Raw genomic sequence first — 24,024 nt, 5'->3', positions numbered from 1 at the left:
ATAAAAACTTTCTGAATTATTTTTAATACTATCAAATAATGTCCTTATTACTGATCATCAATAGGGTTAATTGCCGCTTGAGGATTTTGATGGGATTGTAAATAGCGGCGGAACTCTTCACTCAGTAAGGGGCGACTAAAAAAGTAACCTTGTGCATAATCACACCCTTCAGCTTCAAGGATATTTGCTTGCTCAGTGGTTTCTACACCTTCTGCTATTACTTGCAATTTTAGCCCATGTCCCATAGCAATAATGGTTTTTACTAATGCCAATACTTCTTGATTGTGGGGGATATCAGCGATAAATGAACGGTCAATTTTCAAGCGATTAAACGGAAATTTGATCAGATAACTTAAAGCGGAATATCCCGTCCCAAAATCATCGATTGAGAGACGAAAATCCATCTCATGCAATTGCTCAATGATGCCTTTAGAGCCCGGAAAATCTTCTAAGAGCAATTTTTCGGTTATTTCTAGCTCTAAATAATGATTAGTAATGCCATTGAGCGTGATAGCATTGCTGATGATTTCTAGAAGTTTTGACTCTCTAAATTGACGAGGAGAAAGATTAACCGCTACCCAGATGGGTGATCCTTGTGTCTGCCAGTTCACCACTTCTTGACAAGCTTGAGAGATCACCCACGCTCCTAATTCACTGATTAACCCGGTTTCTTCGGCAATAGAAATGAATTGATCAGGACTAACTCGGCCGAGTTCGGGATTATTCCAACGCAGTAAAGCTTCTGCGCCAATGACTGTCTGGAACCTTAAGTCAATGATGGGTTGATAAACGAGGTAAAATTCATTTTTTTTGAGAGCATAACGCAGTAATTTTTCTATCCGCAGGCGAGATTGCGCTTCTTCATTCATACCCATCGTATAGAATTTAAAATCATTGCGTCCTCCTCTTTTGCCTAAATACATGGCAGCATCTGCATTCCGCATCAGCACACTAACATCGTTTCCATCATCCGGATAGAGAGTAATGCCAATACTTGCAGAAATAAAAGCTTCTTCTGTTAATAGGTTAAAAGGTTTTTCTAAGCTAGAAAGAATTTTACTAGCAATGAGTTTACAATGATGGGTTTCTCGTAAATTGGGAAGAATAATTAAAAATTCATCTCCGCCTAATCGAGCTACTGTATCACTTTTTCGTAAACACTGCTTGAGACGTTGAGAAACTTTTTGCAGCAGTAAGTCGCCATATTCATGACCTAGGGTATCGTTGACATCTTTAAAGTGGTCTAAATCGATAAACATGACCGCTACTCGTTTTTTTTGACGGTCGGCTTGCAAAATTGCCTGTTTCAGTCTATCTATGGCTAGAAAACGGTTTGGTAAGCCGGTTAGAGCATCATAGTTAGCTTGATAAGTGAGAGTGGTTTGTTGCGCTTTGCGTTCGGTAATATCTTCTTTTACTGCTACAAAATGGGTGATAATTCCTTCTGCATTTTTGATCGGTGAAATAGAAGCCGCTTCCCAAAATAGCTCTCCATTCTTTTTTTTATTGTGAAATTCTCCATGCCATTCTTGCCCTGATGTAATGGTTTTCCAAATTTGTTTATATTCTTCCGTCGTGGTTTCACCGGACTTAAGGATACGTGGGTTTTGCCCGATTACTTCTGCTCGTTGGTATCCGGTGATTTTCTCAAATTTGGGATTGACATATTCTATAGTTCCTTCTGCATCAGTGATGACTACTGAGACAGGACTTTGTTCGGTTGCTTGATAAAGAATTTTTAATTGTTCTTGTGCCTGCTGAATATCTGTCACATCGACTAAAGAAGCGAGAAAAGCGTTTTTTTCTTGCCAAATAATTTTTACTAATCGCATTCTGACTATAATTAATTTCCCGCTCGGCTGGAGAATTTCTATTTCACTGTAATTATTGACAATAATAGGAATTCCTAAAATTTGCCCCATCAAATCTTCTTGTTTTCTGCCAAAAAGAATTTCTGCGGCTGGATTCACAAAAAGAACTTTGCCTTGTAAATCTAAAATCAATAGCCCATTAGGATTGGTTGAGATAATGGTTTTTAGTCGTTCTTCACTTTCTCTTAAAGCCAGTTCAGTTTGTTTGCGGTCACTAATGTCTCGAACAACGGCAATGGTTTCTACAGGACTCAATCGAACGATACGAGCATCAAAAAATCGTTTCTGTAAGGCAATGATGAGAAAATATTCTATGCTGACGATTTCTCCACTGACTAAGGCTTTTTGCACTCCTTCATACAGTAAATTTCCCACTGATTCCGGTAAGACTTCTTGAACAGTTCTGCCGATAAACTCTTGAGGAGAACAATATAAAGAGTGATGGTCTTGAGTTTTATAATCTAGAATGGTTCCTTGTTGGTCGATGCGAAATAAAATATCGGGAAAAGCATCAAAAATTGCCTGCATTTGAGCATTAATTTTGTTGGTGGCTTCTTCGGCATTTTTTCGTTCTGTAATATCTGTTAATGTGCCTAGGTAGCCGACGATTTTTCCCTGTTCATCCATTTCAGGAATCGCTTGTACTAAAACCCAGGTATTATTACCGTCTGAGTGTCTATAACGATATTCTGTCCGCCATGAGGTTTGAGTTTGTATCGATTTAATCCATTCATTGAAAACTCTGGCTCGATCATCATTGTGTACATAGTTGGCCCATCCCATGCCAATTGCTTTATCTAAGCTAATTCCACTGATTAACAGGGCTTTTTCGTTAGCATAAAGCCATTTGCCGCTTTCATCAGCCCGAAAAATTCCTACCGGGGCGGCTTGAGTTAAATTTGTATAAAGTCTTAGCAGTTTTTGTAATGATTCTTCTGTTCCTTGTTGTTGGCTAACGTCCATCACTGAGATCATGATATAAATAGCGATATTAGCCTCATTTTTGACAAGATTTGCTGATACTTGAGCTTTAAATAAACTTTTATCTTTCTTTTTTGCTATCAATTCTCCTATCCATTGACCACGAGTGCGGATAGTTTGTATTAAGGTTTCCCCTTGTTGGTCAATTTGCCAAAAGTTCAAAAAAGGTTTTCCTAAAACTTCGTCATCGTTGTCATATCTCCACATTTCCAAAAAGGCTTGATTAACATAAGTTAAATTTCCTTGTAAATCTCCTATAGCTATAGCACTAATTGACGAAGTTATCGCAAATTCTTTAATGCTTATACGATTTTCTGAGGGTGGGTTATGAGGGTTATCTTTGGGGGTCACTTCGGGTTTTAATCTTTTTTCAAGCTGTTGAACATTAGTTTGGCTATCTGGGAGATCAAACAAGCGAGTTAAAGTTACTGCTGTTCCCTCTGCTCTCCTCGTAAATTTAGCCTCAAATCTTTGTTGCTCTAGTTGGGTTTTAATGAAAATTTTACACTTGTTTTCCTCTTGATTTGAGCGGCTAAACTGTTCGATTTGAGTTTTTAACCACAAGAGTTTTCGCTTCATCTCTTTTTGCAGAAAAATTAAGGCTTCTGCTTGATTTTTGCCTCCCGTTAAAATGATTGCTGCTGGTGAGTTTAAGCTAATGATTTTATGATTTTTATCAAACAGTAATTCGGCTTCATTTAGCTCAATATTTTTTGGGTTTTTTAGAGATTGTTTTTCTTTAAATAAAGCAAAATTTTTCTCGGAAAATATCGGTATTTTGGGGTCTATTTTTTGAATCCATTTTTGTTTATAAATCTCTAATTCCAACGCTTCAAAAAAGCAACTTGTATTTCGTTTTAATTTTGGCTTATTCTTTTCATTTAAATCGGATAAATTTATGATTTTTAGATAAAATTTACAACAGATTTTTAGAAAGTCTTTAATAATATTTAAGGGTGGGGGTTGCTCGGGAGCATCAGTTTTTATAATAAAGTTATCAATGATTGTTAAAATTTCCTCAAAGTTTGAAGCGAATTCTTGCCGCTCCGAGCTAGTTTCAAGGGCTTCTTTTAAAGCCAAAGATATTTGGGGGATAGCCATTTTAGCCAAATCACTCATCATTAACTGATAAGAGCTATCAGCGCATTGGGGCCGAGAAAAAGTTTTCGACTGCTTTATCGTTTCGAGAAGTTGATCGATCAACTCGTTCTCGTGATTATCCATCAAGAGGTAAAGACGTTGGACAGACTTATTCACAGATTTTAAAAAAAATGAATTTAAACTGTTTCCCCTTGCTCCTTCCTAGCGACAATCGGGGTAACTGTCGGAAGGATAATATTAAATTGTCGGCTTAGAGAACTAGAAGCAGTTCAAAACATATAATCTCAACAGGACAATAGACTTTGCTTATCTATTATTTTATCTGATCTTTCCCGACTCCTACTGCTGAAAAATCCTTAAAATAGATTAAGCCCTATCTGTAAAGAATTATAAACTGAGGAAATTTTTTTCTCAGTTGTAGAGACTTCCTCAAAGCGACGACCTCAATTTTTGTGCCGCTAAAGTTTAGTGCTTAAAACAGTCTCTAAGACTCTGCTCTAATTGGTGTGTATGCTGTATATTGATCGCCTGTATCAGTCCGGAAGAAATTAAGGTGTCTGTAGGAGCATCACAGAGTTCTTCTCGTAGAGCCGCAGCGATTTGATCGGCTGTTCCTCCACTGCCGGCTAGAATCAAGGTGGGGCGGCCTTCTCTAACACTAAAGTTAATATCGTGCCAAGTAATTTCCCCTCCATTAATGACTAGAGTGACTGAAGGCGATGTCTCAGAAATAATACTAGGGATACGAGCTAACCATTGAGACTCATCTCCCCAACGATGACCCGGAACTAAAACAAAATGGGTATGATAAGGATCAAGACAAGCCGCGTCTCTATTGAAAGTCATTAGTCCTGGAGTAACCACTGTTCCGTAGGCGGCTACCCCGAGTAGGGGAAAAGTCCCTTCAATGGAAGCACGCGCTTTTCCCATTAAGCGCATAATGCCGGTATCTGTCCCCCCATCAACCACCGTAATTTGTAATGATTCTGCCAAAGGAGCTAAAATTCTGAGAAAGATTTTTTGCACGAGGGCATAGTCAGACTCGCTGATTTTTCCGGCACCACCGACTAAAACGAGGGTGGAATAAGAGCGGGTAAATCCAAGCAGTTGCAAGGCTTGAGGTAATTCTTGCCAATCACGGACCTGAACGGCTTTAGTGTTTAATCCGTTGTTAAAATTATATTCAAAAAGCTGTTTCATCGGGTCTTTAAGATTTTTAACAATTCCTACGCTGCCTAGTGCAGTTAAGATTTTTGACTTGCCTTTGCTATATTTTTCACCTTACCATGTTTTGATATTGTCTAGTTTAAAACAATGTTGCCCTTGAACGGGTGATCTTTATCACGAATTGAACACGACTCGATCACTCAATCAATAATTTTTAACCATATATTTTTTAAAGGCTATGGAACCTCGAATTCGAGCTATACCCATTGATAAAATTCATCCCACTAATACCGCTCTACTGATTATTGATATGGAACGGGATTTTATTGATGTAGAGGCTGTACAGGAAACCCCAGGAGGACGAGATTTAGTCCCTGTGATCAATCAGTTGATTGAGTGGGCAAGATTTCATACTCTACCAGTCATTTTTACTTATGAAATGCACCGGGCTGATCACAGTGATTTTGGCATTGAGCTTGAATTTGATACTTTACATTGTCTTGAGGGTACGCCAGGCTGTGAGTTAACCGATGGGTTAGATATTCAACCATCTGATTACCGTATCCTCAATAAGCGTCGTTATGATTGTTTTATGGGTACTGAGCTTGATTTGTTGCTACGCTCAAAACGCATTGAAAATTTGATCTGTTGTGGGGTAACGGCTCATGTCTGTGTGATGAATACTGTTTATACGGCTCGTAATCTCGATTATCGGGTAATTGTGCCTAAAGATGCCATCGCCGGCATTTCTCGTGAGTATTATCAGGCGGCTTTACTCTGTATGAGTGATGTTTTTGCTTATGTTTCTACGACTGATGAGGTGGTTAGCTTGTGGAGTTGATCCCTCTGCCACGCCCACATCGGCTAGTGTTTTTTTTAGTAATGGCTAAAATAAAAGATAAAATTCCGTTTTTCAAACCTTATCAATCGCCCAAGGAACTACCCAGCGAAATAACAACTTAAATAACCAATCAATCCCCAAACCAATCAACCCAATCAAAATAATCCCGAGAAAAATCTCCTCAGTTTTCAACACCCGTTGCGCCATTAAAATGCGATAACCCAGACCACTATTAGCCCCGATTAACTCTGCCACAATCACAAAATTCCAAGCACTAGCAATATTAATTCGTAAAGTATCAATAATACTCGGTAAAGTCGCCGGAAAAATCACCTTAAAAAATATATCTTTCTCGGTAGCCCCTAAAGTATAACTAACCTTAATCAAATCACTGGGGACAAATTTAACTGCATCTGCGGTCATCAAAACATTATAAAAAAATGTCCCTAAAAAAATAATCGTCACCTTAGCCGGCTCATCTAATCCTACCCAGAGAATCACCAAAGGAATAAACGCCGCCGCCGGCATATAACGCATTAACCCTAAAATCGGCTCTAATAAGCCCTCCATTGTTTTAAACGTACCAATTAACAAGCCAATAGGAACACCCAAAATTGCAGAAAACAAAAAGCCCCAAAGAATTCTAGAAACACTCACTAAAGTATCAGAAATCAGTTGACCATTACTTAAAACAACGATCGCCTGTTGAATCACTTGGGTAGGCGTAGGAACAAAAAGAGGATTAACCAATTTGCCATAAGTCAACAGGACCCAGATTAACAAGGGAATTAAAAGAGATAACCCCACCATCGTGTAATACAGTCTGACGGGAACATCTGAGCGCACTTTCCAAAAGACAGAACTTCTTTTTTTCGGCTTTTTGCTAACCGGTTTCTGTTGGCTTGTTTGATGATTGACGGGCTGATTTTCCAACGGTTTATCCTCGAGCTAAAAAATATTTAATTAAAGATTGTCACCCAAATTTTTTAAGGCTGTAGAGATTTAAGAATCTGCCGCTTAATTTGCCAAAAATCTTCACTCATTTTAATCTCTAAATCCCGTTCTGGAGGCAGTTCTATCTTAAATTCATCCTTAATTCTGCCCGGATTAGCTATCATTACATATACCCGCCCAGATAAAAAAACTGCCTCCTCAACATCATGAGTAATCATTAAAACCGTAATATGGGTTTGCTCCCAAAGTTCTAAAAAAAACTGCTGCATTTGCTCTCGAGTTTGAGCATCTAATGCACCAAAAGGTTCGTCCATCAGTAACACTTCTGGATGATTGGCTAAAGCACGAGCAATGGCCACTCGTTGCTTCATTCCGCCTGATAATTGTTTAGGATAGGCCTTAGCAAATTGAGTAAGACCTACGATTGACAAATAGTAAAATACTTGCTCTTTAATTTCTCCTGAAGATAAGCCGCGTAACTTCAACCCAAAAGCCACATTATCAGCTACAGTCAGCCAAGGAAAAAGGGTGTAATTTTGAAACACCATTCCGCGATCTGATCCGGGTTCTTCAATGACTTCCCCATTCATCAAAACTTGTCCGGCCGAAGGGGGAATTAACCCGGCAATAATATTCAGTAAAGTGGATTTTCCACAACCCGAAGCCCCTACAATAGAGACAAATTCATTCGGGTATACTTGAATATTAATATCTTCCAACACCGATAAGTTTGTTTTCAGGTGTGGAAAATGTTTAAACACCTTTTCAACCTCTAACTTAGGTTGAGAAAATGTTTCACCAGTCTGACTAGATAAATCCAGACTATCAATTGCAAAAAGATCGCTCATCATTCATCAACCCAAGAAAAAACCTATTGTTAAAATTCTAAAGCGATTTGACCACCGAATCAACTAAAGCGGCTTTAACATCAATTTCCTGGGGTATTAAATTCATCTGTTTGGCGGATTTTGACGCAAAGTCTATACTATTAAATAATCCCATCGGTTCACTAGCATTAAAAGAAAGGGTTTTATTCATGTCTAGATCATAAAGCTTAACCCCTGCCATTTGTTCGGGGACTTCTGCCGCTTGAATACTTAAATTTTTGGCAATAATATCAGTAAATTCAGACGGTTTAGCTTTAATCAGCTTGGTGGCTTTATCAATGGCCCTTAAATATGCCTGTAACTCCGCTTGACGGTTTTGAAGGACATTGTCTCTGACCATCAACCCATCTGGCACAATATTAGTATCTTTTGTCGAAAAAACCACTTCTCCTTTGCCTTCAGATGCCGCTTTCGTCATCCAAGGTTCAAAGGTAACCGCTATATTGACTTTACCGGCAGTAAAAGCCGCCGCCGCATCAGCCGCCGTTAGATCAACCGTCGTCACATCTTCACGAGTTAATCCCATTTTTTCAAGATAGCGGCGTAGAATTAATTCTTCAAATAAAATATTTTCTCGGGCTACCTTTTGCCCTTTTAAATCTGCGGGTTTTTTAATATTGCGGCCAAGGATGCCATCTGCACCATTAGAATAGTCACACTGAAAGACAATTTTAATCGAAGGATCACGGCTAATTTGCATAACAGCATTGGGTAATCCTTGCCAACTCAAATCCACTTTACCCGCTAAAAAAGCCGCATCAGAATCGCCTTGATTGGGGAAAAATATTTCTTTGACTGTTACCCCTTCAGTTTTAAACATATCTTTGGCCATGGCCACATAATGGCCCGCATATCCAGGCCAAGGCGAAACCCCTACTGTAAGGGTTTGAGCAGAAGATGGGCCTGAATTACAGGCAATAGGCAGAATTCCACAAACTATAAAAAGTAATAAATAGATTAACCCCTTTAGTGAGCGCTTTCTGAAAAATTTAATCACTCATTCCTCCGAGAAAATGCTAGTTTGAATATAGTATAAAATGAGGATTACCCTGACAATCACTATGTCTAAACTGATTGCTCAACAGCCTCCGGAATTTAATAATCTGCAAGATGAGCGACTTTACCGTAAACAAAGATTAGCCGCCGCCTTACGTTTGTTTGCTCATTACGGATTTGATGAAGGCGTTGCTGGACATATTACAGTACGTGACCCCGAGTTGAGCGATCATTTTTGGGTTAACCCTTTTGGAATGTATTTTGGTCACATTCGCGTGTCGGATTTACTGTTGGTAAATCACTTGGGTGAAGTAGTCGAAGGAAAGAAAACGGTTAACGGAGCGGCTTTTGCCATACATTCTAGAATACACCAAGCTCGTCAAGATATAATCTCTGCTGCCCATGCTCATTCTCTTTATGGGAAAGCTTGGTCAAGCTTAGGAAGATTGTTAGACCCCATTACTCAGGATGCCTGTGCTTTTTATCTTGACCATGCTTTGTTTGAGGACTATACAGGGGTGGTGTTAGACTTCGAAACGGGTGATCGCATTGCTGCTACTCTAGGGGAAAAAAAGGCGATTATTTTACGCAATCATGGTTTATTGACGGTGGGTCATTCGGTAGATGAGGCGGCCTGGTGGTTTATTACGATGGATAGGTCCTGTCAAGTACAATTAATGGCCGAAGCAGTGGGAAAACCGATTTTAATCGAGCCAAATGTGGCCAGTTTAACCTATAGTCAGGTGGGAAATGATTATTTAGGTTGGCTGAGTTTTCAATCTCTCTATGACAAAATAGTTCATCTAGAACCGGATTTATTAGATTAAAGCGAGCGGCTTCTATTCGATCTTAACAATCAATTCTTGAGGATGATAATTTTGCACAAACCGGTTAATTAAATTGCGGTCCGCTTTGTTGGTTAAGCCAATACAGCCGGAGGTTCCATCTTCTCCATTATTTTGATTGAAGCTAGGGTCATAATGAATGCCTAAATCTCTTCTTCCAGTCTGAAAAAGAGGATAGACCGGAATAAATGTTTCACCCACTTCTCGCATTGAGCCGCGCTGAATTCGCTGACTAATGCGATATTCCCCATCCGGAAGCGGTGCTTCTGTCCCGGCTATATTGCGATTTCTTTGTTGAGAATAAGCTCTCCCGCTAACAGCTTCTAAGGTATAAATGATTTGTCCATCAAGATAAACTTCCAACAAATAAAGCGGATTTCCCAGTTGATTTGTCCGTTCTTGCGGGTCCCGAATTAATTGCAGACAGGTTTCACAGGGAGAAATATTTTGAGCAGTAATTTCCTCGTTTTTTTCGGCTGAGGCAACATTATTAATGTAAGCGCAAACTCCTATAAGAGATAAGATTGAAACAGCAAGTATTGTCTTTTTCACGCCGTAATCCCTCTTTTTCTGAGAATTGGTATAAGTTAGCAGTTATTGAGCTTATAGTTCAGTTTTAACAAGACTTTTATTAAATGCGCTCTATCTTTAGATTTATTTTGTATTACTGTCACAGCCAAACCTTATATAGCATTTCTCATTTTAGTGAGGTACATAGTTTTTCGATTTTAGGGAACAGGGAACAGGGAACAGGGAACAGGGAACAGGGAACAGGGAACAGGTAATAAAAAATAAAATTGAGGTGTACCTCATTGATTTGAGAAACGCTATAACTAAAATAAGATGGCTATAGGATAGGAAAAAGTAACGCATCAAAAATACTAAATGTGCATTGATACGTTACCCTGCGTCGCTAATCAACTATTTCTAAATTCCCTAAAATCTAATTATGCTTGTTTGATGAGCGGCTTTTTGCGCTTCCCTTGAGTCATTTAGAACACAACAAAACGCGCTTGTCCTTTGAGGAAAATGGTTTCATAAGTTTGAACCGCACCATCCACGAGATCAGGCCCACCAATAGTGGTTCTCGAGACAGTTTCAATAGCAATAGTTTGAATTAGGGTTTGCAAGTCTTCCCCGCGCAAATTGACGAGTGGAACCAGTAAACTTAAAGTTCGGGTTAGTAAATCCGGAATAGTTTCTAGAGTCACAGTCACTAAGCTACCAATTTCTGTCTCTTGAACTCTAATTTCATCTCCTTGAAAATTGAATTTTTGGTCCTTGTTAAGGTAATTTAGTTGTGGACGACCACTAAAGCTAGTGGTAGAATAAACAATCTGCACACAATCGTTGCTTAATTCAAACAGATTCGCTTGACGAACTGATGTCGCTGGGGTTTGAACCATGTCTCTATATCCTGTAATTATTCTTATTAGATAACCACATCAGTTTTCTGTAAAATTACTAATTTTAAATCGGCTTTGTTACAAAACTTTACATTGAAAGCGGCGGCTCATTCTTGAAATTGTTGAGCATAAAATTGAGCGTAACGTCCGCCCCGGTTTAAAAGTTCGCTGTGAGTACCAGACTCAATGACTTGGCCTTGTTCTAAGACTAAAATACAATCGGCACGCCGCACGGTACTGAGACGATGAGCAATAATAAATACAGTACGGTTTTGCATGACTCTTTCTAGGGCTTCTTGAACTAAAGCTTCTGATTGAGAATCTAAGGCTGAAGTGGCCTCATCTAAGATTAAAATACGGGGATTAAGAAGTACAGCGCGAGCAATGGCCAGGCGTTGACGTTGACCTCCTGATAAGTTTACCCCTCTTTCTCCGACCCAAGTGTGATAACCTTGGGGTAACTGAACAATAAACGCATGAGCATTGGCAATTTTAGCCGCTTCTTCGATGGCTGTCCAATCTAATTCTTCTTGTCCGTAAGCAATATTTTCAGCAATGGTACCGGAAAAAAGCGTGGTATCTTGAGGAACAATTCCCATTTGATGACGCAAACTGGTTAAAGTAACGTTTCGGATATCAATACCATCAATGAGAATTTGCCCCGACTGAGGGTCATAAAACCGTAACAATAGATTAATCAGAGTGGTTTTACCCGCACCGGATGCACCCACTAAAGCAATCACTTCTCCGGGTTGAACTAACAGAGAAAAATCATTGAGAATCGGCTTCTCAGGTTGATAGGCAAAACAAACGCCATGATATTCTACCTTACCCGTCACCGGCGGCAGAATGAGAGCATCTTTTTTCTCAGACAGACTCGGTGTTACATTCAACAGTTCAAAGACACGATCAACAGAGGCTTCTGCTTGCTTATACTCATTGTAATTACTGATCACTAAATCAATCGGCTGTAGGAGTAAAGCCACTGCGGCTAGGTAACTAATAAAGTCTTGAGAACTCAGTTTTCCTTGAGAGATTTGCCAACCCCCCAACAAAAACAGCAACATAATACTCACCGCTTCCAAAAAACCCACTACTGGGTACTGTGTGGCTTTTACTTGATAGGCGCGATACTTGGCTTTGCGATTTTGTTCAGCTTCCTGGCTAAAACGCTTGACTTCATAATTTTGGGCGGCAAAGGCTTGTACAATACGGATGCCGCCGAACACTTCTGTGAGAAGGGCCGATAAATTGGAAATCTGATTTTGACTGCGGCGAGATAACACCAATAACTCTTCACCAAAACGACCAATTAACCAAGCCATCAAGGGAGCTAAAATAAAACTTGCCAAGGTTAAAGGCCAGTTCAGATAAAGCATATAGATAGGGATAGCAATAATCTGTAAAGCACAAGAGAGAAACTGGTGAGATAACTTATCCACCACCTCACCGATGCGATCAAGGTCTTCTGTTAAACGATAAGTCAAGTCTCCGGTTTTTGCCTGTTCAAAATAATCTAACCCGAGTTTGTGCAGATGGGTATAGACTTGTTTTCGCAAAGCCAAAACCATATCTAAAGAGGCAGAAATCATAAAGATATTTTGCCCATATTGAAACAGTCCCCGAATCAAAAACACCCCTGTGGTTATCCCTATCCAATAGGCCACTTCCTGAACATTTCCCTCACCAACAAACGCTGACACCTTTCCGGCAAGCGAGGGAAGTACCAAAGTGGCTAAGACAAATCCTAAAATACAGGCCAAACCTTTGGCTATTCTCGGCCATTGGGGCCACAGATAAGGCAATAACTGCCAATAATTAGAACGGGTTTTCATTTCATCTCACTTCACTAGGAAACAGGGAACAGGCGCAGGCTTTGGGGGTTTTTACATTTCAAAACACATAGAGTGCTTTATAGAGTGTCCAGGTACTTAATCCAAATAACTTAACACAAGACGAGCAATTCTATAAGATGCCCCGGGTGGCCCGAGTCGATTTCTGCCATTTTCCACACAAGCCGCCAAATAATCAGTATCTTGCAAAGTTTCAACCACTCTAACGGCGGCTATTTTAAGAATCTGGGGGGTAGCCGGTTCTGTGCCGATAGTTTGTACTGAACTCCCTAATAGTCGGGTTTGAGATTCGGCATATTGATAGGTAAACTGTGGTCCGCACCCTGGAACTTGAATAATCGGTTTTCCGATGGCCACCGCTTGGTCTACGGCTAATCCCGCCATACCCAGCACAAGGGTACATTGATCCACAATGTCGCTATAAGCATCCGAGTAACAAAGGATTTCAGCGATAGGCGGCTGATGCGGCTCATTTCCTGGGGGAGAATAAGTGAGTTTTCCTTGCTCATGTTGCCACCCTTGACTATAAGCTATCTCGTCTAATTGAGACATCAGCGAGGAAACTAAAGCCGCGCGAAACTGTATTTTTTCAATGGGCAGGACTTTAACAATTTCTAAGACGAATTGTAGCTGTAAAATGAAATTTCTGGTGGCTTCTGGCAGTCTTGAACCTGGTAGCAAAGCGATCATCGGAAGACCACTTTTCAGTTGCAAATCTTTGCCGGTGGGTTTGAGTCGATCGAGGCCTGGGATGCCGCCAAAGTGAACTTTAGTTAAGCCTTGACTCTTGAGATTTTCGGCCGTATAAGGGTCACGAGTAATTACTGCTTTACAACGATTCGATTTAAAATAATGCCATAAAAGTAAATCGAGATTTAAATGTCCTTCGTAGAGAGCAGAAAGACAAGAGATAAACGAGATAAAAGGACGACCCGTTAAATAAGCAAAAGTTTGTCCCACTGTATCCCCAGTGGCCATGACGAAATCACACCCGCGAGCATACTTTAAGGTAGCTTGTAACTGTTGCCAGGTCAAGCCGATCAGTCCTGCTTGAATGTCTTTGAGTAGTAGAAGACGATTCATATAGGTAAAGCCGCCACTAGGCATAATTTTTGTCGGGCCAATAATGGGGACATTGATGTTACGGTAAGCCTTTCCTTCCCCTACAATAGACATGGCTGCTGGTTCAATGGTAGGACACAGTTCCAGCAAAGATTGGATCACCCCGGCGGTGTGGGTATCCTCTCCGTGTCCGTTACTGATAAATAGGATTCGTTTTGAGGAAGGCATCGATATTAGATCAGGACTAACCATAAGTTGTATCTCATCATAAAGATGAAATCCTCTCAGCTAAAGTTTCGAGAGCCATTAACGGTAATCAAAAGGCAACAGGCAACACTTCGGCACCGCGAGGTGCAAGCGGCGAAGGGAGAAGGGGGAAGGGGGAAAGTACCAATGACTAATGACCATTAAATAGAAGAGTCAGATTGTTTAAGAGCTTGTAGATTGAAGCTATCTAAAACTTTATCAGGTAAGCGTAGATTAACTGGCATCAAAGTCTCTAAAATATATTTTAGAAGTTTTAAAAAATGCTGTATCAGTTGTTTTTCTGCCTCTAAAGTTTGTTCAAATTCAGAATTTTTTAGCAGCAGCGATCCTAAGCTTTGTTCCACCGATTTTTTCAACCCTTCAGAACCCGAAAATTGATAAGACTCTATTTTTTCTTTTAATTCTAATAACTGATCTTCTAAAAAAACTTTTAAATTAAAAGATTTAATATTTTGAATTTCTTGCAAAAATTTTTCTATCTGTGTTTGAAAAAACCTTAATTTTTCTGGGCTTATTTCAGTTTCTTTATTGCCGAGATCTAGGGCACAGAGTTCTAAAATATGAAACCCATTAGAATTAGGATTATTTAAGAAAAAATGCTCGTGTGACATAGTTTCCCAACTTCTTGAAAGATCGGTTTTAGAAATATTTTTGACAATTTCTTCTAGGGCTTTTTTATAGATATGATATTTGGCTTCAGGTAATTGTGTTATGTCTTTTTTTAATTGGTCAATCAGGCAAAATAATTTTGCCCAAGCGCAATAAAAAGCACTGATGTCTCGTTTAGTCTGCATCGCACTAGCAAAAATATCTCTGATGGGTAACTCAGGACGTTCTTGCCCAAATAAATGAGTTTTGTTAAGAATCATCAAAAGTCTGTTAGCAGAATTGTAGGGGAGTTTTGCTGGTTTCATGGTTCTTTTTCTTAAAATTGACGAATTTTTAGCTTCAGTTCATTGAGGTGATCATTCCTCTAATCTATTAATCTGTTTCTGGCTGATGATTACTGAGTAAGGGCAATGACTGGCTAGATGTTTTTGCTGTTATTTATGGGTGGTTACTTTTTCTAGCTACAGTTATTTAAAATTAAAGCACAATAGCGTCTTATTGCCACTGTCCATTAGACAAATTTATAAGTACCCAAGCAACAGATTGTACATAAGCGTGCTATTCCCTCTTCTCTGTTCGAGTGTTCCCTATCTCAACTATCAAATTTATCAAAGCACGACTTAATCCACAGACTCGATCTTGAAATGTAAAAACCCCTGAACTCGGGCCTTTGCTGTTTATAGAACTGCTGTTCCCTGTTGTTTTTTTCACCCAGATAACTTTAATGAATGTCCACCTACTTATAAAGTAAATAGCATTAAAAGAGTAGGGAGCAAGAGAAAGATGATGAATAGGCGCTTTTACTTGGTCCCCTACCTAACCTATTCTTTAATTGTAACGTCAACTACGGGCCGATTTTTTGGAGATCATCCAACATTTGCTGGCAATTGCCCAGTCTTCTTCAGTATGAATCACTAATACTCGCACGGTAGAATCAGAAGCCGCAATATCTGCATCCACAGGATGAGCTTGATTGAGAGTCTGATCCAATTTTAAGCCCAAAAATTGGAAAACCTCACAGGTTTTTTCTCGAACGAGAGCGGCATTTTCCCCTACGCCGGCGGTAAAAATGAGAGCATCTAAACCCCCTAAAGAAGCTAACATCGCTCCTATATAAAACTGTAACCGATGAATATAGATATTAAAGGCCAGTTTCGCTTGTTCATTTCCTTCGGATATGGCTTGAATGACGGCTCTTAAATCTGAAGATACCCCAGAAACGCCTTTTAATCCTGACTGGGCATTGAGCATAGTCCTAACTTGTTCGGGTGTTAAACCTGATTCTCGCAGCAAAAAAAGCGGAATTTCTGGATCAATGGAACCACTTCGACTCCCCATCATTAACCCCTCTAGCGGTGTAAAACCCATCGTCGTATTAATACTTATGCCCTCTTTAATGGCGGCTAAAGAACAGCCATTCCCTAAATGACAACTAATCAGTTTTAAAGTGTTTAAGGGTTTTCCTAAAATTTGAGCCGCCCTAGTGGCGCAGTATTGATGACTGATTCCATGAAATCCATAGCGTCGAATTCCCTTTAGATACCACTCATAAGGAATGGGATAGACAGCCGCTTCAAGAGGAATAGTGCTATGAAAAGCGGTATCAAAAACTGCTACTTGTGGGGTATTTCCTAAAACTTTCTCAATGGTTTCTATTCCTTCTAGATGAGCCGGGTTATGGGCAGGGGCGAGGGGAATTAAGCGAGCAATGGTTTCTTTGACTTCTGGGGTGATCAACGTTGCTTGAGAAAAGTCTGTTCCTCCATGCACCACTCGATGACCGACAATATCAATTTCAGATAAATTCTTAAGGACTTTAGTCTCTCCTTGTATTAAAGTATCTAACATTTGGGCAATTCCTTGGCGACGATCCTCTCCGCCCAGTTTAATTTCTTGATTAATGCCATTAGCTTTTACTTTTAAAAGTCCGTAGTCTCTAGCTATAGTCCAATCAATATCAGCTTTCCATATCGGTTTTGCAGGGTCTTGAGGAAATGTCTCCCCATTTAAATCATACAAACAGCTTTTTTGCGTGCTAGAGCCGGCGTTCAGTACCAAAATTTTCATAGTCAAATTTTGATGAAGATTTACTCCGCATTTTAGCCATTTTAGATTAAGTGGAGTTAAATTATTAGGAACTATCGGTCTATTGTAGAGGTTTTATTAATGTTCAGGTTTTCATTTCCCTAAGCACCCGAAAAACTTAAAAAAATATTAAAATACTGTATGCCTTACCCACGAAACTTTTAAGATTTTTTTAATAAATAGATTGACAGCTTGAATGAGCGCAAATGGGTATTATCTCTATTTTCTAAGGGTTTACTAGAGATTTATGCTTCTAACCCCTTTTAAGAAAAAGATTTAAACAAGCAACTGTAGCCGTTTTCACAAGAATTACTTGTAGCTAAATTTTCTCAAACAATAACCTAAACTTAAACTTATAAATTAGGTATAAATATTGCTTTTCTTATAGCCCTATGATATGGTTGAGTCTGCTAATGTTTCTATCCATAATCTCAGAGCAAAAACATGTTTAATACTATTAAATCCTTGGCTTTAGCCACAGGAACAACGGCTATGGTCTTCGGTGCTGTTGCTTCCGCTCAGGCATTCACGGTTTATACAGATCGCGCCGCTTGGCAAGCAGCAGTAGATGCCTTTGCCGGCAGTGTGACTACGACTGATACGTTTAGCAATAATATCCCCAAAGCTCAAAGCATAACCCTAGATTCAGGAATTACCTCTACCAATTCTCTTCCCCCTGATGTTTTAGAAATAATCTTTAATAATAATGCTGTTGAGGATGGTGTGTACCTAAATGCCACCGCTATCGCTAGTAATACGGCTTCTGAGAGTATTACTTGGACTTTCCCCACATCGGTGTTCGCCTTCGGAGCCGATTTTTTCGACACTAATGCGGGTCGTTTAACACTGAGTGGTGATTTCGATGGCACTGGAGTGCAGACCCTCCTAGTTAATAACACCATTGGCGCAAGAGATGGCTTCCTGGGTGTGATCGGCACAAGCTCTTTTAATTCTGTTGTTTTTAGTAGTAATTCGACATTCGTCGATGGCTTTGAAATTGATAATGCTTCCTTCGCCTCGGTTCCTGAACCTACCACCCTATTAGGTGTCGGTGCGGCTATCGGTTTGGGCGGCTTATTTCGCAAAATAAAAAACAAGCAATAAGATAATTTTCAAAAAGTAGTGAAGTTTTGAGGGGCATACATGAGTGTGCCCTGATTAATTCGTTAATCGCTTTTTCTAAAATAATAACTTAAATTTATACTTTACCAAGGCAATATGACTTGATTTAGTCATAAGCCTATGATATTGTTGTCTCTGCTAACGTTCATTTAATCCTTTTCGAGGAAAAATATGTATAATTCTGTTAAATCCTTGGCTTTAGCCACAGGAACAATGGCTATGGTCTTTGGTTCTATTGCTTCCGCCCATGCATATACAATTTATACCAATCGCGCCGCTTGGCAATCAGCAGTAGATGCCCTTGGCGGTGTCACCACCACTGATACATTTAGCACCGATATCTCTTCGGCACAGTCGATTACCCTAGATTCAGGGATTGTTTCCACTAATGCTGCTAATATTACACTGCCTAATGCGTTTAATAATAACTCTGTTTCAGGGGGCACATACAAGAACGCCACCGGTGGCGCTACGGCTTCTACCACTATAACCTGGAATTTGCCCACATCAGTGTTCGCTTTCGGAGCCGATTTTATCAGCACTAATGCGGGTCGTTTAACACTGAGTGGTGATTTCGATGGCACGGGAGCGCAAACCCTCCTAGTTAATGACACCATTGGCGCAGCAGATGGCTTCCTGGGTGTGATCGGCACAAGCTCTTTTAATTCTGTTGTTTTTGGTAATAATTCGACATTGGTCGATGCCTTTGAAATTGATAATGCTTCCTTCGCTGTACCTGAACCCCTCACCATGCTAGGTGTCGGCGCGGCTATCGGTTTCGGCGGTTTATTTCGCAAAACAAAAAACAAGCAATAAATTAAAGTAGGTCAATAACCCTTTTTCGCGCATTATTTAGCTTTAATTTTCTAAAAACTTTTAACATTCAAATCTGTTCAACCTAAATCATTTTTAAGATTTTTTAAAATTAAAAATTGAGGCATCGAAGGGCATACTCATGTATGCCCCTACAAAATTATTTTTCTACGTTCACTCTTTGAGTAACGATCGACATCCCATCTCCCCGCACGATAATGGCAGAAAACCAATGATTTTGGGGGGTTTGTATGGCAGGAATTCGCTTAAAAATTCCGCCGGCTGGTAATAAATCTAACTCTAATGCACTGGGATTGAGGTAGCCCTCACTAGAGATCTTTTCATTAAGAGCGGCTCCGGCTAAACGATCTTCTCCTAAAGGCTGTTCAACAATAACATCAAAATCAAAAGGTTGCCCTACTTTAACCGATTGAGGTAAGCGTACATCTATTTGAGGAGGATTATTACCGGCAGTGATTTCAGTCTTTTCTGATATGATTTCTTGATAAACTAACTTCTGGTTTTGAAAATGCTGTTTTGAGGTAATGGTAGAAGTTAAATTAAATGTTCTTCCTAAATGTTGTCCGGTGGCCTGAATTTTCGTGACCGTTTGAGCAACCGTCTTGTTGCCTTCTTGGTTCCAAGATTCAACCAGGGTATTATATTTAACGTCTTTATAGTCTTTCCACAGTTGAGTTAAGCTTTGCTGTAAATTGGGGTAAGTTAATCCATCAGAATTGGTAAACTGGGGGCTGTAGAACTGCATAACCCCTTGAATATCATGCCGATTAGCCGCCGTTTGAATTTGAGTAATAAGAGTTTGTAAATCATTGGGCACAGGTTGTGTTTGTGCTTGTAGGAGTGTCTTAGGAGAGATAACAATCCCTATACTCAACAGGAACAAAATCAATCCCTGAAAGGGAGAAAGCAACAATAGTTGTCGAAGGCTTAACTTATTACGCATTGCTTGAAAATTTAAATGGTGGGTAAGCTAACACGTCTGTTAGACTTTTGATGGGAACGAGTCGCACGATAGAGTTTATATATTAATCACCCCTTGAAGCTCGACTTAGTAATATCCTATCACCAACTTTAATTCTGGTAAATGTAATTGATCGCTTCCTAATCGAGCTTATAATTTGCTTGGGGGGAGTCCATCTATCCAGATGCGCGATCCTTCGGTTAGAGAGTGGGACTTATAGCTCTCCCAAATTGTTTCTTAAATTAAACTCAAAAAATTACAATAACACTTGGAATGACTCAGAGCCAAATTCGATTACTCATTGCCGCCAGTGGAACCGGAGGACATTTATTTCCCGCCCTTGCTGTAGCCCAACAATTACCCGACTTAAAAATTGAGTGGTTGGGGGTGCCTAACCGTCTAGAACAAACCCTCGTTCCTTCTGACTATCCTTTGCACACCATTGCGGTTGAAGGGTTTCAAACTCGCTCTGTAGTGGGTAACTTGCGAATTTTGCTGCGCTTGATTGCATCAGTATTTCAGGTGAAAAACTTACTCAAACAAAGAAATATTGATTTAGTTTTTACCACTGGGGGTTATATTGCCGGCCCGGCTATTTTAGCCGCCCATTTGCAAGGAGTTCCCGTGATCCTCCACGAATCTAATTATCTGCCCGGAAAAGTCACTCGTTTTTTTAGCCGTTGGTGTCAGACGGTGGCTTTAGGGTTTGCAGGAAGTTCTCAATATTTTCCCAAAGCTAAGACCCTTTGGGTCAGTACGCCTGTACGCAGTCAATTTTTAACGCCTCAAGCTTTAGATTTACCGATTCCTGATGAGGCACCTTTAATTGTCGTGGTGGGGGGTTCTCAGGGCGCAGTAGCGGTTAATGAATTGGTGCGGCAATGTGCCCTAAAATGGTTTGAGGTGGGTGCTTATATGGTTCATTTAACTGGAGATAGAGACCAAGCGGCTGATAGTTTAAAACATCCTCAATATTTTCCTTTGCCCTTTTATGAGAATATGGCAGGATTATTACAAAGGGCTAATTTAGCCATTAGTCGGGCAGGGGCAGGGACTTTAACTGAATTAGCGGTTACTCATACGCCAGCTATTTTGATTCCTTATCCCTATGCGGCAGAAGATCATCAGACTTATAATGCTCGAGTTTTTGCTGATGCCGGGGCGGCTTATCTGTATCGTCAAGAAGAATTAACCCCTCAGTTATTAGAAAAAGTTGTGTTAGATTTATTAAATTCTCCAGAAATCTTGCCACAAATGACTGAGAAAACGGCTAATTTAGCAGTTATTGATAGTGCCCAACGATTAGCGGCTTTAGTCCGTCAAGTTGCCCACAAGGAACGGTAAATCATTTGGCCTCTTGCCTTTTGCCTTATGAAAGTTATTCATTTAATTGGGATAGTTATTGCTGCTGTAAGCGTCGGTTTTCTTCTATCACAAGAACTTAAACAACAGCCTGAAAATACTCCCAGTCAGTTACCTAATAATCAACCTTCTCCCGAAGTTGTCAAAAAAGTCACCCTAGATAATAATATTAAAATTATTACCGGTCAAACCATTTATGTACCCGTTTATTCTTCCATTTATTTTGAAACGGAAAAAAGATTACTTGATTTAACGAATACTTTGAGTGTTCGCAACACAGATTTTAAAAAATCTATTATTATTAAATCTGTTAATTACTATAGTTCAACAGGGCAATTAGTGGCATCCTATTTAAAGCAACCCATTGAAATTTCTCCTCTAGCGGCTAAAGATTTTGTGGTTCCTAGAACTAATACAAAAGGAGGAACAAGTGCGAGTTTTATTGTGGAATGGGTAGCTCAAGAAAAAGTTTCAGAGCCAGTAGTAGAAGGAGTGATGATTAGTACATCAGCTAGTCAAGGTCTTTCTTGGATCAGTCATGGTCGAGTGATTAAAACTTATCCAGGTCCATAAATAGCTAAATAAACAATTAAGGAAACTAATAACGGTTATCTGTTAATTCTTATTAATTTTGTGCCGCAAAAAGTTCAGCTAATTTATCAGGGGCTAAGGCGGCTTGATACTGTTGGGCTAATTCAGGGGTAGCCAATTCTAGTAATATGTTATTTTCTACCCAAAACTCAATTACATCAAAAAATCCCCCTCGGTTACAGCGCAAAACTCGCCAGCCTTCTCGGTTAGCAATATTTTCTATTTCCTCTTGAGTTTTAGGAACAGAAATAGCGGCATGAGTAGCGATAAAGGGAGAAAAATTTTCATTACGTTGATACTGTATTGGTTCATTGTCTTTGCCGGGAAGCATTTCTGTACCGAGGGGATAAACTTCTATTAAAGTTCCGTACTCATCAGCAGCTAAAGCGACATAGCTATCAGCATTAGAGTGAAAAGGGGCAAAATAGCCATTAAAAAGTTCAGCAAGAACTTGAGCAACATGAGGAGGATTTTGAGCCGGCAGAGAAATATGATGAATCATGTTAATTTCATGGAGCATTAACTAAAAAGGTGTGTAGTAATGGACTGTTTCAGCTAAAATAAGGCCATAATGTTTTGAGATTGTTCGGGGCAATTTTCCGCACTTATAAAAGATTTAAGCGCTTATTTCCCCCTCTCTGCGGACATTTAAAGCACTATTGTAGCTCAAACAGTCTACTCGTTAGATTTTAACGCACCAGAACTCGAGGTTACATAGTCTATGAAGAAGTTTCTGCTTGGGTTTTGGCTTGATCGCGTTGTTCTCGTTTTTTGCGATCAGCTTGCAAAGCTTCCTCAATCACTGTCAATAGCTGTTCCATTTTCTCTAAATTAGAACGATAAAGATCGAGGTCTTTTTGCATTTTTTCTTCGGGTAAATGCAAGATTTCAGCAATTTGTTTGATAACCTCATGCCGCTTTTGTTGATCTTTGAGCAGTTCTGGGTCAGTTTCAGCTAAAATCGTGTAAATCCCAATAGCAAACAGACGAGTGTATTTAAATTTAGGAGCATTGGCGATTGCCACAAGCGTCTCTATAATTTTATTGTCTCCTTGAGGGTAAGCTATGGATGAAGACTGAAGTTTAGAGAGTAAGTCTTGTGCTGATAACTGTTTAGCCGTTGACAGTATACTTTGGGCATCTCCGCGATACTGTTGAGGATCACCGCCGACAGACTGACATAAAGCGTTAAAAATAGATTCTTTATCGGTTTCTGGGCGATATCCCTGCATAAACTGTTCAAAAGAAGTAACCACCCCTAAAGCATAAATGGGATCGTAATGAAAATCTGAATTGACTGAGAGGAGGTGCGTCTCGACTAACAATTCTTCCACCACCCGGCGGTAAACTGAATTAATCGGACGGGTGTGCTTTGAATAAAAATCTCTTTTACTATCTGAGACTGTTCTAACCTTATCCACAAACAGACTTAACTTTAATATACAGTGATCTCATTGTCTCTCTTATGGTTCTCTTTGCCAAGTGTTAAATAAAGAGTAGGGAAAGGGAGAAGGGACAACACTGATGATTAATGACTAATGACTCATGACTCATGAATAATAAACTAGCACCAGAACTGATTACTTTAGGACGCTATCTAGCAGGCGAATTTGAAAATAGACCACAGGCGATGGAGTCTGCTGCTTGGTTTGTTCATCTGCGTTTGTGGTTACGTCCTGTGCCGCTTTTTACTGAAGATAGTATTACTCTGTTTGCTGAACAGGCGAGTATCGTGAATTTAGATCAGCCCTATCGGCCTCGCTTGTGGCGCTTACGTCAGGTTTCTACCTCTCCGGTATGTTTACAAGTTGAACATTATATGTTTAAAGACATCTCACCTGTGCAGGGTTTAGGACGTAAACCGGAGTTATTACAACAGTTAACGCTAGAACAAGTAGAATGTTTAACGGCTCCGGGATGTACATTAAAGGTTGAGAGTAATCAATTAGCGGGGAATCATTATCATTTTAAGGCGCTTGCTGTGTCTGAGTCTCCTTGTGCTTTTAGTTATCAAGGTCAAAGTTTTCAGGTTTCTTTGGGGTTTGAGGTGAATTCTCAAGAGTTGAAAACTTATGATAAGGGCATTGATATTAATACAGGTCGAGCAATTTGGGGGGCTTTAATGGGGCCTTATTGTTATCAGAAACAGGTAGATTTTTCAGAAGAGTTAAATTGATTTTATCATTCTGAGCCGAAGCCCCTCGCGGTGTCGAAGGGACAGCATAAGGT

At 39.8% G+C, this 24,024-nt stretch carries 21 protein-coding genes; 7 read left to right on the top strand and 14 right to left on the bottom strand.

The features are described from left to right. Positions 1–47 precede the first annotated feature (47 nt). Both CYAN7822_RS36965 and CYAN7822_RS25605 read right to left on the bottom strand, forming a co-directional pair. Positions 48–4,109 (bottom strand): PAS domain S-box protein, encoded by a 4,062-nt coding sequence (locus CYAN7822_RS36965; RefSeq protein WP_157871850.1) that lies wholly within the window; start codon positions 4,107–4,109, stop codon positions 48–50. Between the two features lie 309 nt (positions 4,110–4,418). Continuing rightward, on the bottom strand, positions 4,419–5,153 hold the full coding sequence (locus tag CYAN7822_RS25605; RefSeq protein ID WP_013325165.1) for a hypothetical protein: 735 nt from the start codon (positions 5,151–5,153) through the stop codon (positions 4,419–4,421). Positions 5,154–5,358: 205 nt separating this feature from the next. Between CYAN7822_RS25605 and CYAN7822_RS25600 the strand changes: the two genes are divergently transcribed. Continuing rightward, complete coding sequence (locus CYAN7822_RS25600) at positions 5,359–5,961, top strand: cysteine hydrolase family protein (protein ID WP_013325164.1); 603 nt, start codon at positions 5,359–5,361, stop codon at positions 5,959–5,961. Positions 5,962–6,033: 72 nt separating this feature from the next. On the opposite strand, the gene CYAN7822_RS25595 is transcribed toward CYAN7822_RS25600, so the two are convergent. From CYAN7822_RS25595 to CYAN7822_RS25585, 3 genes are read right to left on the bottom strand one after another with little or no spacing between them, the layout of a single operon-like run. Next, a complete protein-coding gene (locus CYAN7822_RS25595; RefSeq protein WP_013325163.1) occupies positions 6,034–6,894 on the bottom strand; it encodes an ABC transporter permease in 861 nt (286 codons plus the stop codon). A 53-nt stretch (positions 6,895–6,947) separates the two neighbouring features. Further along, entirely contained in the window at positions 6,948–7,763 is an 816-nt protein-coding gene (locus tag CYAN7822_RS25590) for an ABC transporter ATP-binding protein (RefSeq protein WP_013325162.1), read from the bottom strand. Positions 7,764–7,800: 37 nt separating this feature from the next. After that, positions 7,801–8,799 carry an ABC transporter substrate-binding protein gene (locus tag CYAN7822_RS25585; protein WP_013325161.1) on the bottom strand — a complete coding sequence of 333 codons (999 nt, stop codon included), beginning with the start codon at positions 8,797–8,799 and terminating at the stop codon, positions 7,801–7,803. A 64-nt stretch (positions 8,800–8,863) separates the two neighbouring features. Here CYAN7822_RS25585 and CYAN7822_RS25580 point away from each other — a divergent pair, with 64 nt between their 5' ends. Beyond that, the gene (locus CYAN7822_RS25580) at positions 8,864–9,625 is read left to right on the top strand and encodes a class II aldolase/adducin family protein (RefSeq protein WP_013325160.1); all 762 of its coding nucleotides are present in this window, start codon (positions 8,864–8,866) and stop codon (positions 9,623–9,625) included. A gap of 12 nt (positions 9,626–9,637) precedes the next feature. Here the strand turns inward: CYAN7822_RS25580 and CYAN7822_RS25575 are convergent, their stop codons facing one another. From CYAN7822_RS25575 to CYAN7822_RS25550, 6 genes are all read right to left on the bottom strand, one after another. After that, positions 9,638–10,195, bottom strand: coding sequence for a L,D-transpeptidase (locus CYAN7822_RS25575; RefSeq protein WP_013325159.1), 558 nt, complete (start codon positions 10,193–10,195; stop codon positions 9,638–9,640). A 440-nt stretch (positions 10,196–10,635) separates the two neighbouring features. Continuing rightward, positions 10,636–11,049: a hypothetical protein gene (locus CYAN7822_RS25570; RefSeq protein WP_013325158.1), complete on the bottom strand. Its 414-nt coding sequence runs from the start codon at positions 11,047–11,049 to the stop codon at positions 10,636–10,638. A 107-nt stretch (positions 11,050–11,156) separates the two neighbouring features. After that, a complete protein-coding gene (locus CYAN7822_RS25565) occupies positions 11,157–12,884 on the bottom strand; it encodes an ABC transporter ATP-binding protein (protein WP_013325157.1) in 1,728 nt (575 codons plus the stop codon). Positions 12,885–12,980: 96 nt separating this feature from the next. Further along, positions 12,981–14,216 (bottom strand): lipid-A-disaccharide synthase-related protein, encoded by a 1,236-nt coding sequence (locus tag CYAN7822_RS25560; protein ID WP_013325156.1) that lies wholly within the window; start codon positions 14,214–14,216, stop codon positions 12,981–12,983. A gap of 155 nt (positions 14,217–14,371) precedes the next feature. Beyond that, entirely contained in the window at positions 14,372–15,145 is a 774-nt protein-coding gene (locus CYAN7822_RS25555; RefSeq protein WP_013325155.1) for a hypothetical protein, read from the bottom strand. Between the two features lie 535 nt (positions 15,146–15,680). Continuing rightward, entirely contained in the window at positions 15,681–16,907 is a 1,227-nt protein-coding gene (locus tag CYAN7822_RS25550) for an acetate kinase (protein ID WP_013325154.1), read from the bottom strand. A 462-nt stretch (positions 16,908–17,369) separates the two neighbouring features. Between CYAN7822_RS25550 and CYAN7822_RS25545 the strand changes: the two genes are divergently transcribed. Together CYAN7822_RS25545 and CYAN7822_RS25540 are read left to right on the top strand one after the other, a co-directional pair. Further along, the gene (locus CYAN7822_RS25545) at positions 17,370–18,029 is read left to right on the top strand and encodes a PEP-CTERM sorting domain-containing protein (RefSeq protein WP_013325153.1); all 660 of its coding nucleotides are present in this window, start codon (positions 17,370–17,372) and stop codon (positions 18,027–18,029) included. Between the two features lie 189 nt (positions 18,030–18,218). After that, positions 18,219–18,863, top strand: coding sequence for a PEP-CTERM sorting domain-containing protein (locus CYAN7822_RS25540; protein WP_013325152.1), 645 nt, complete (start codon positions 18,219–18,221; stop codon positions 18,861–18,863). Between the two features lie 157 nt (positions 18,864–19,020). Here the strand turns inward: CYAN7822_RS25540 and CYAN7822_RS25535 are convergent, their stop codons facing one another. After that, on the bottom strand, positions 19,021–19,824 hold the full coding sequence (locus CYAN7822_RS25535) for a hypothetical protein (RefSeq protein WP_013325151.1): 804 nt from the start codon (positions 19,822–19,824) through the stop codon (positions 19,021–19,023). Between the two features lie 291 nt (positions 19,825–20,115). Between CYAN7822_RS25535 and murG the strand changes: the two genes are divergently transcribed. Next, complete coding sequence (gene murG, locus CYAN7822_RS25530; RefSeq protein WP_013325150.1) at positions 20,116–21,186, top strand: undecaprenyldiphospho-muramoylpentapeptide beta-N-acetylglucosaminyltransferase; 1,071 nt, start codon at positions 20,116–20,118, stop codon at positions 21,184–21,186. A 27-nt stretch (positions 21,187–21,213) separates the two neighbouring features. Then, entirely contained in the window at positions 21,214–21,777 is a 564-nt protein-coding gene (locus tag CYAN7822_RS25525; protein ID WP_013325149.1) for a DUF3124 domain-containing protein, read from the top strand. 52 nt (positions 21,778–21,829) lie between these two features. Here CYAN7822_RS25525 and CYAN7822_RS25520 read toward each other — a convergent pair whose 3' ends face one another. Together CYAN7822_RS25520 and psb29 are read right to left on the bottom strand one after the other, a co-directional pair. Beyond that, the gene (locus CYAN7822_RS25520; RefSeq protein ID WP_245602643.1) at positions 21,830–22,315 is read right to left on the bottom strand and encodes a hypothetical protein; all 486 of its coding nucleotides are present in this window, start codon (positions 22,313–22,315) and stop codon (positions 21,830–21,832) included. Positions 22,316–22,514: 199 nt separating this feature from the next. After that, positions 22,515–23,216 carry a photosystem II biogenesis protein Psp29 gene (psb29, locus tag CYAN7822_RS25515; protein WP_013325147.1) on the bottom strand — a complete coding sequence of 234 codons (702 nt, stop codon included), beginning with the start codon at positions 23,214–23,216 and terminating at the stop codon, positions 22,515–22,517. Positions 23,217–23,347: 131 nt separating this feature from the next. Here psb29 and CYAN7822_RS25510 point away from each other — a divergent pair, with 131 nt between their 5' ends. After that, the gene (locus CYAN7822_RS25510; protein WP_013325146.1) at positions 23,348–23,971 is read left to right on the top strand and encodes a chromophore lyase CpcT/CpeT; all 624 of its coding nucleotides are present in this window, start codon (positions 23,348–23,350) and stop codon (positions 23,969–23,971) included. Positions 23,972–24,024 lie beyond the last annotated feature (53 nt).

Source organism: Gloeothece verrucosa PCC 7822 (genome assembly GCF_000147335.1).
Taxonomy (GTDB): domain Bacteria; phylum Cyanobacteriota; class Cyanobacteriia; order Cyanobacteriales; family Microcystaceae; genus Gloeothece; species Gloeothece verrucosa.
Note: the sequence above shows the minus strand (reverse complement) of the source record. Positions and strands in the feature narration are given on the sequence as shown.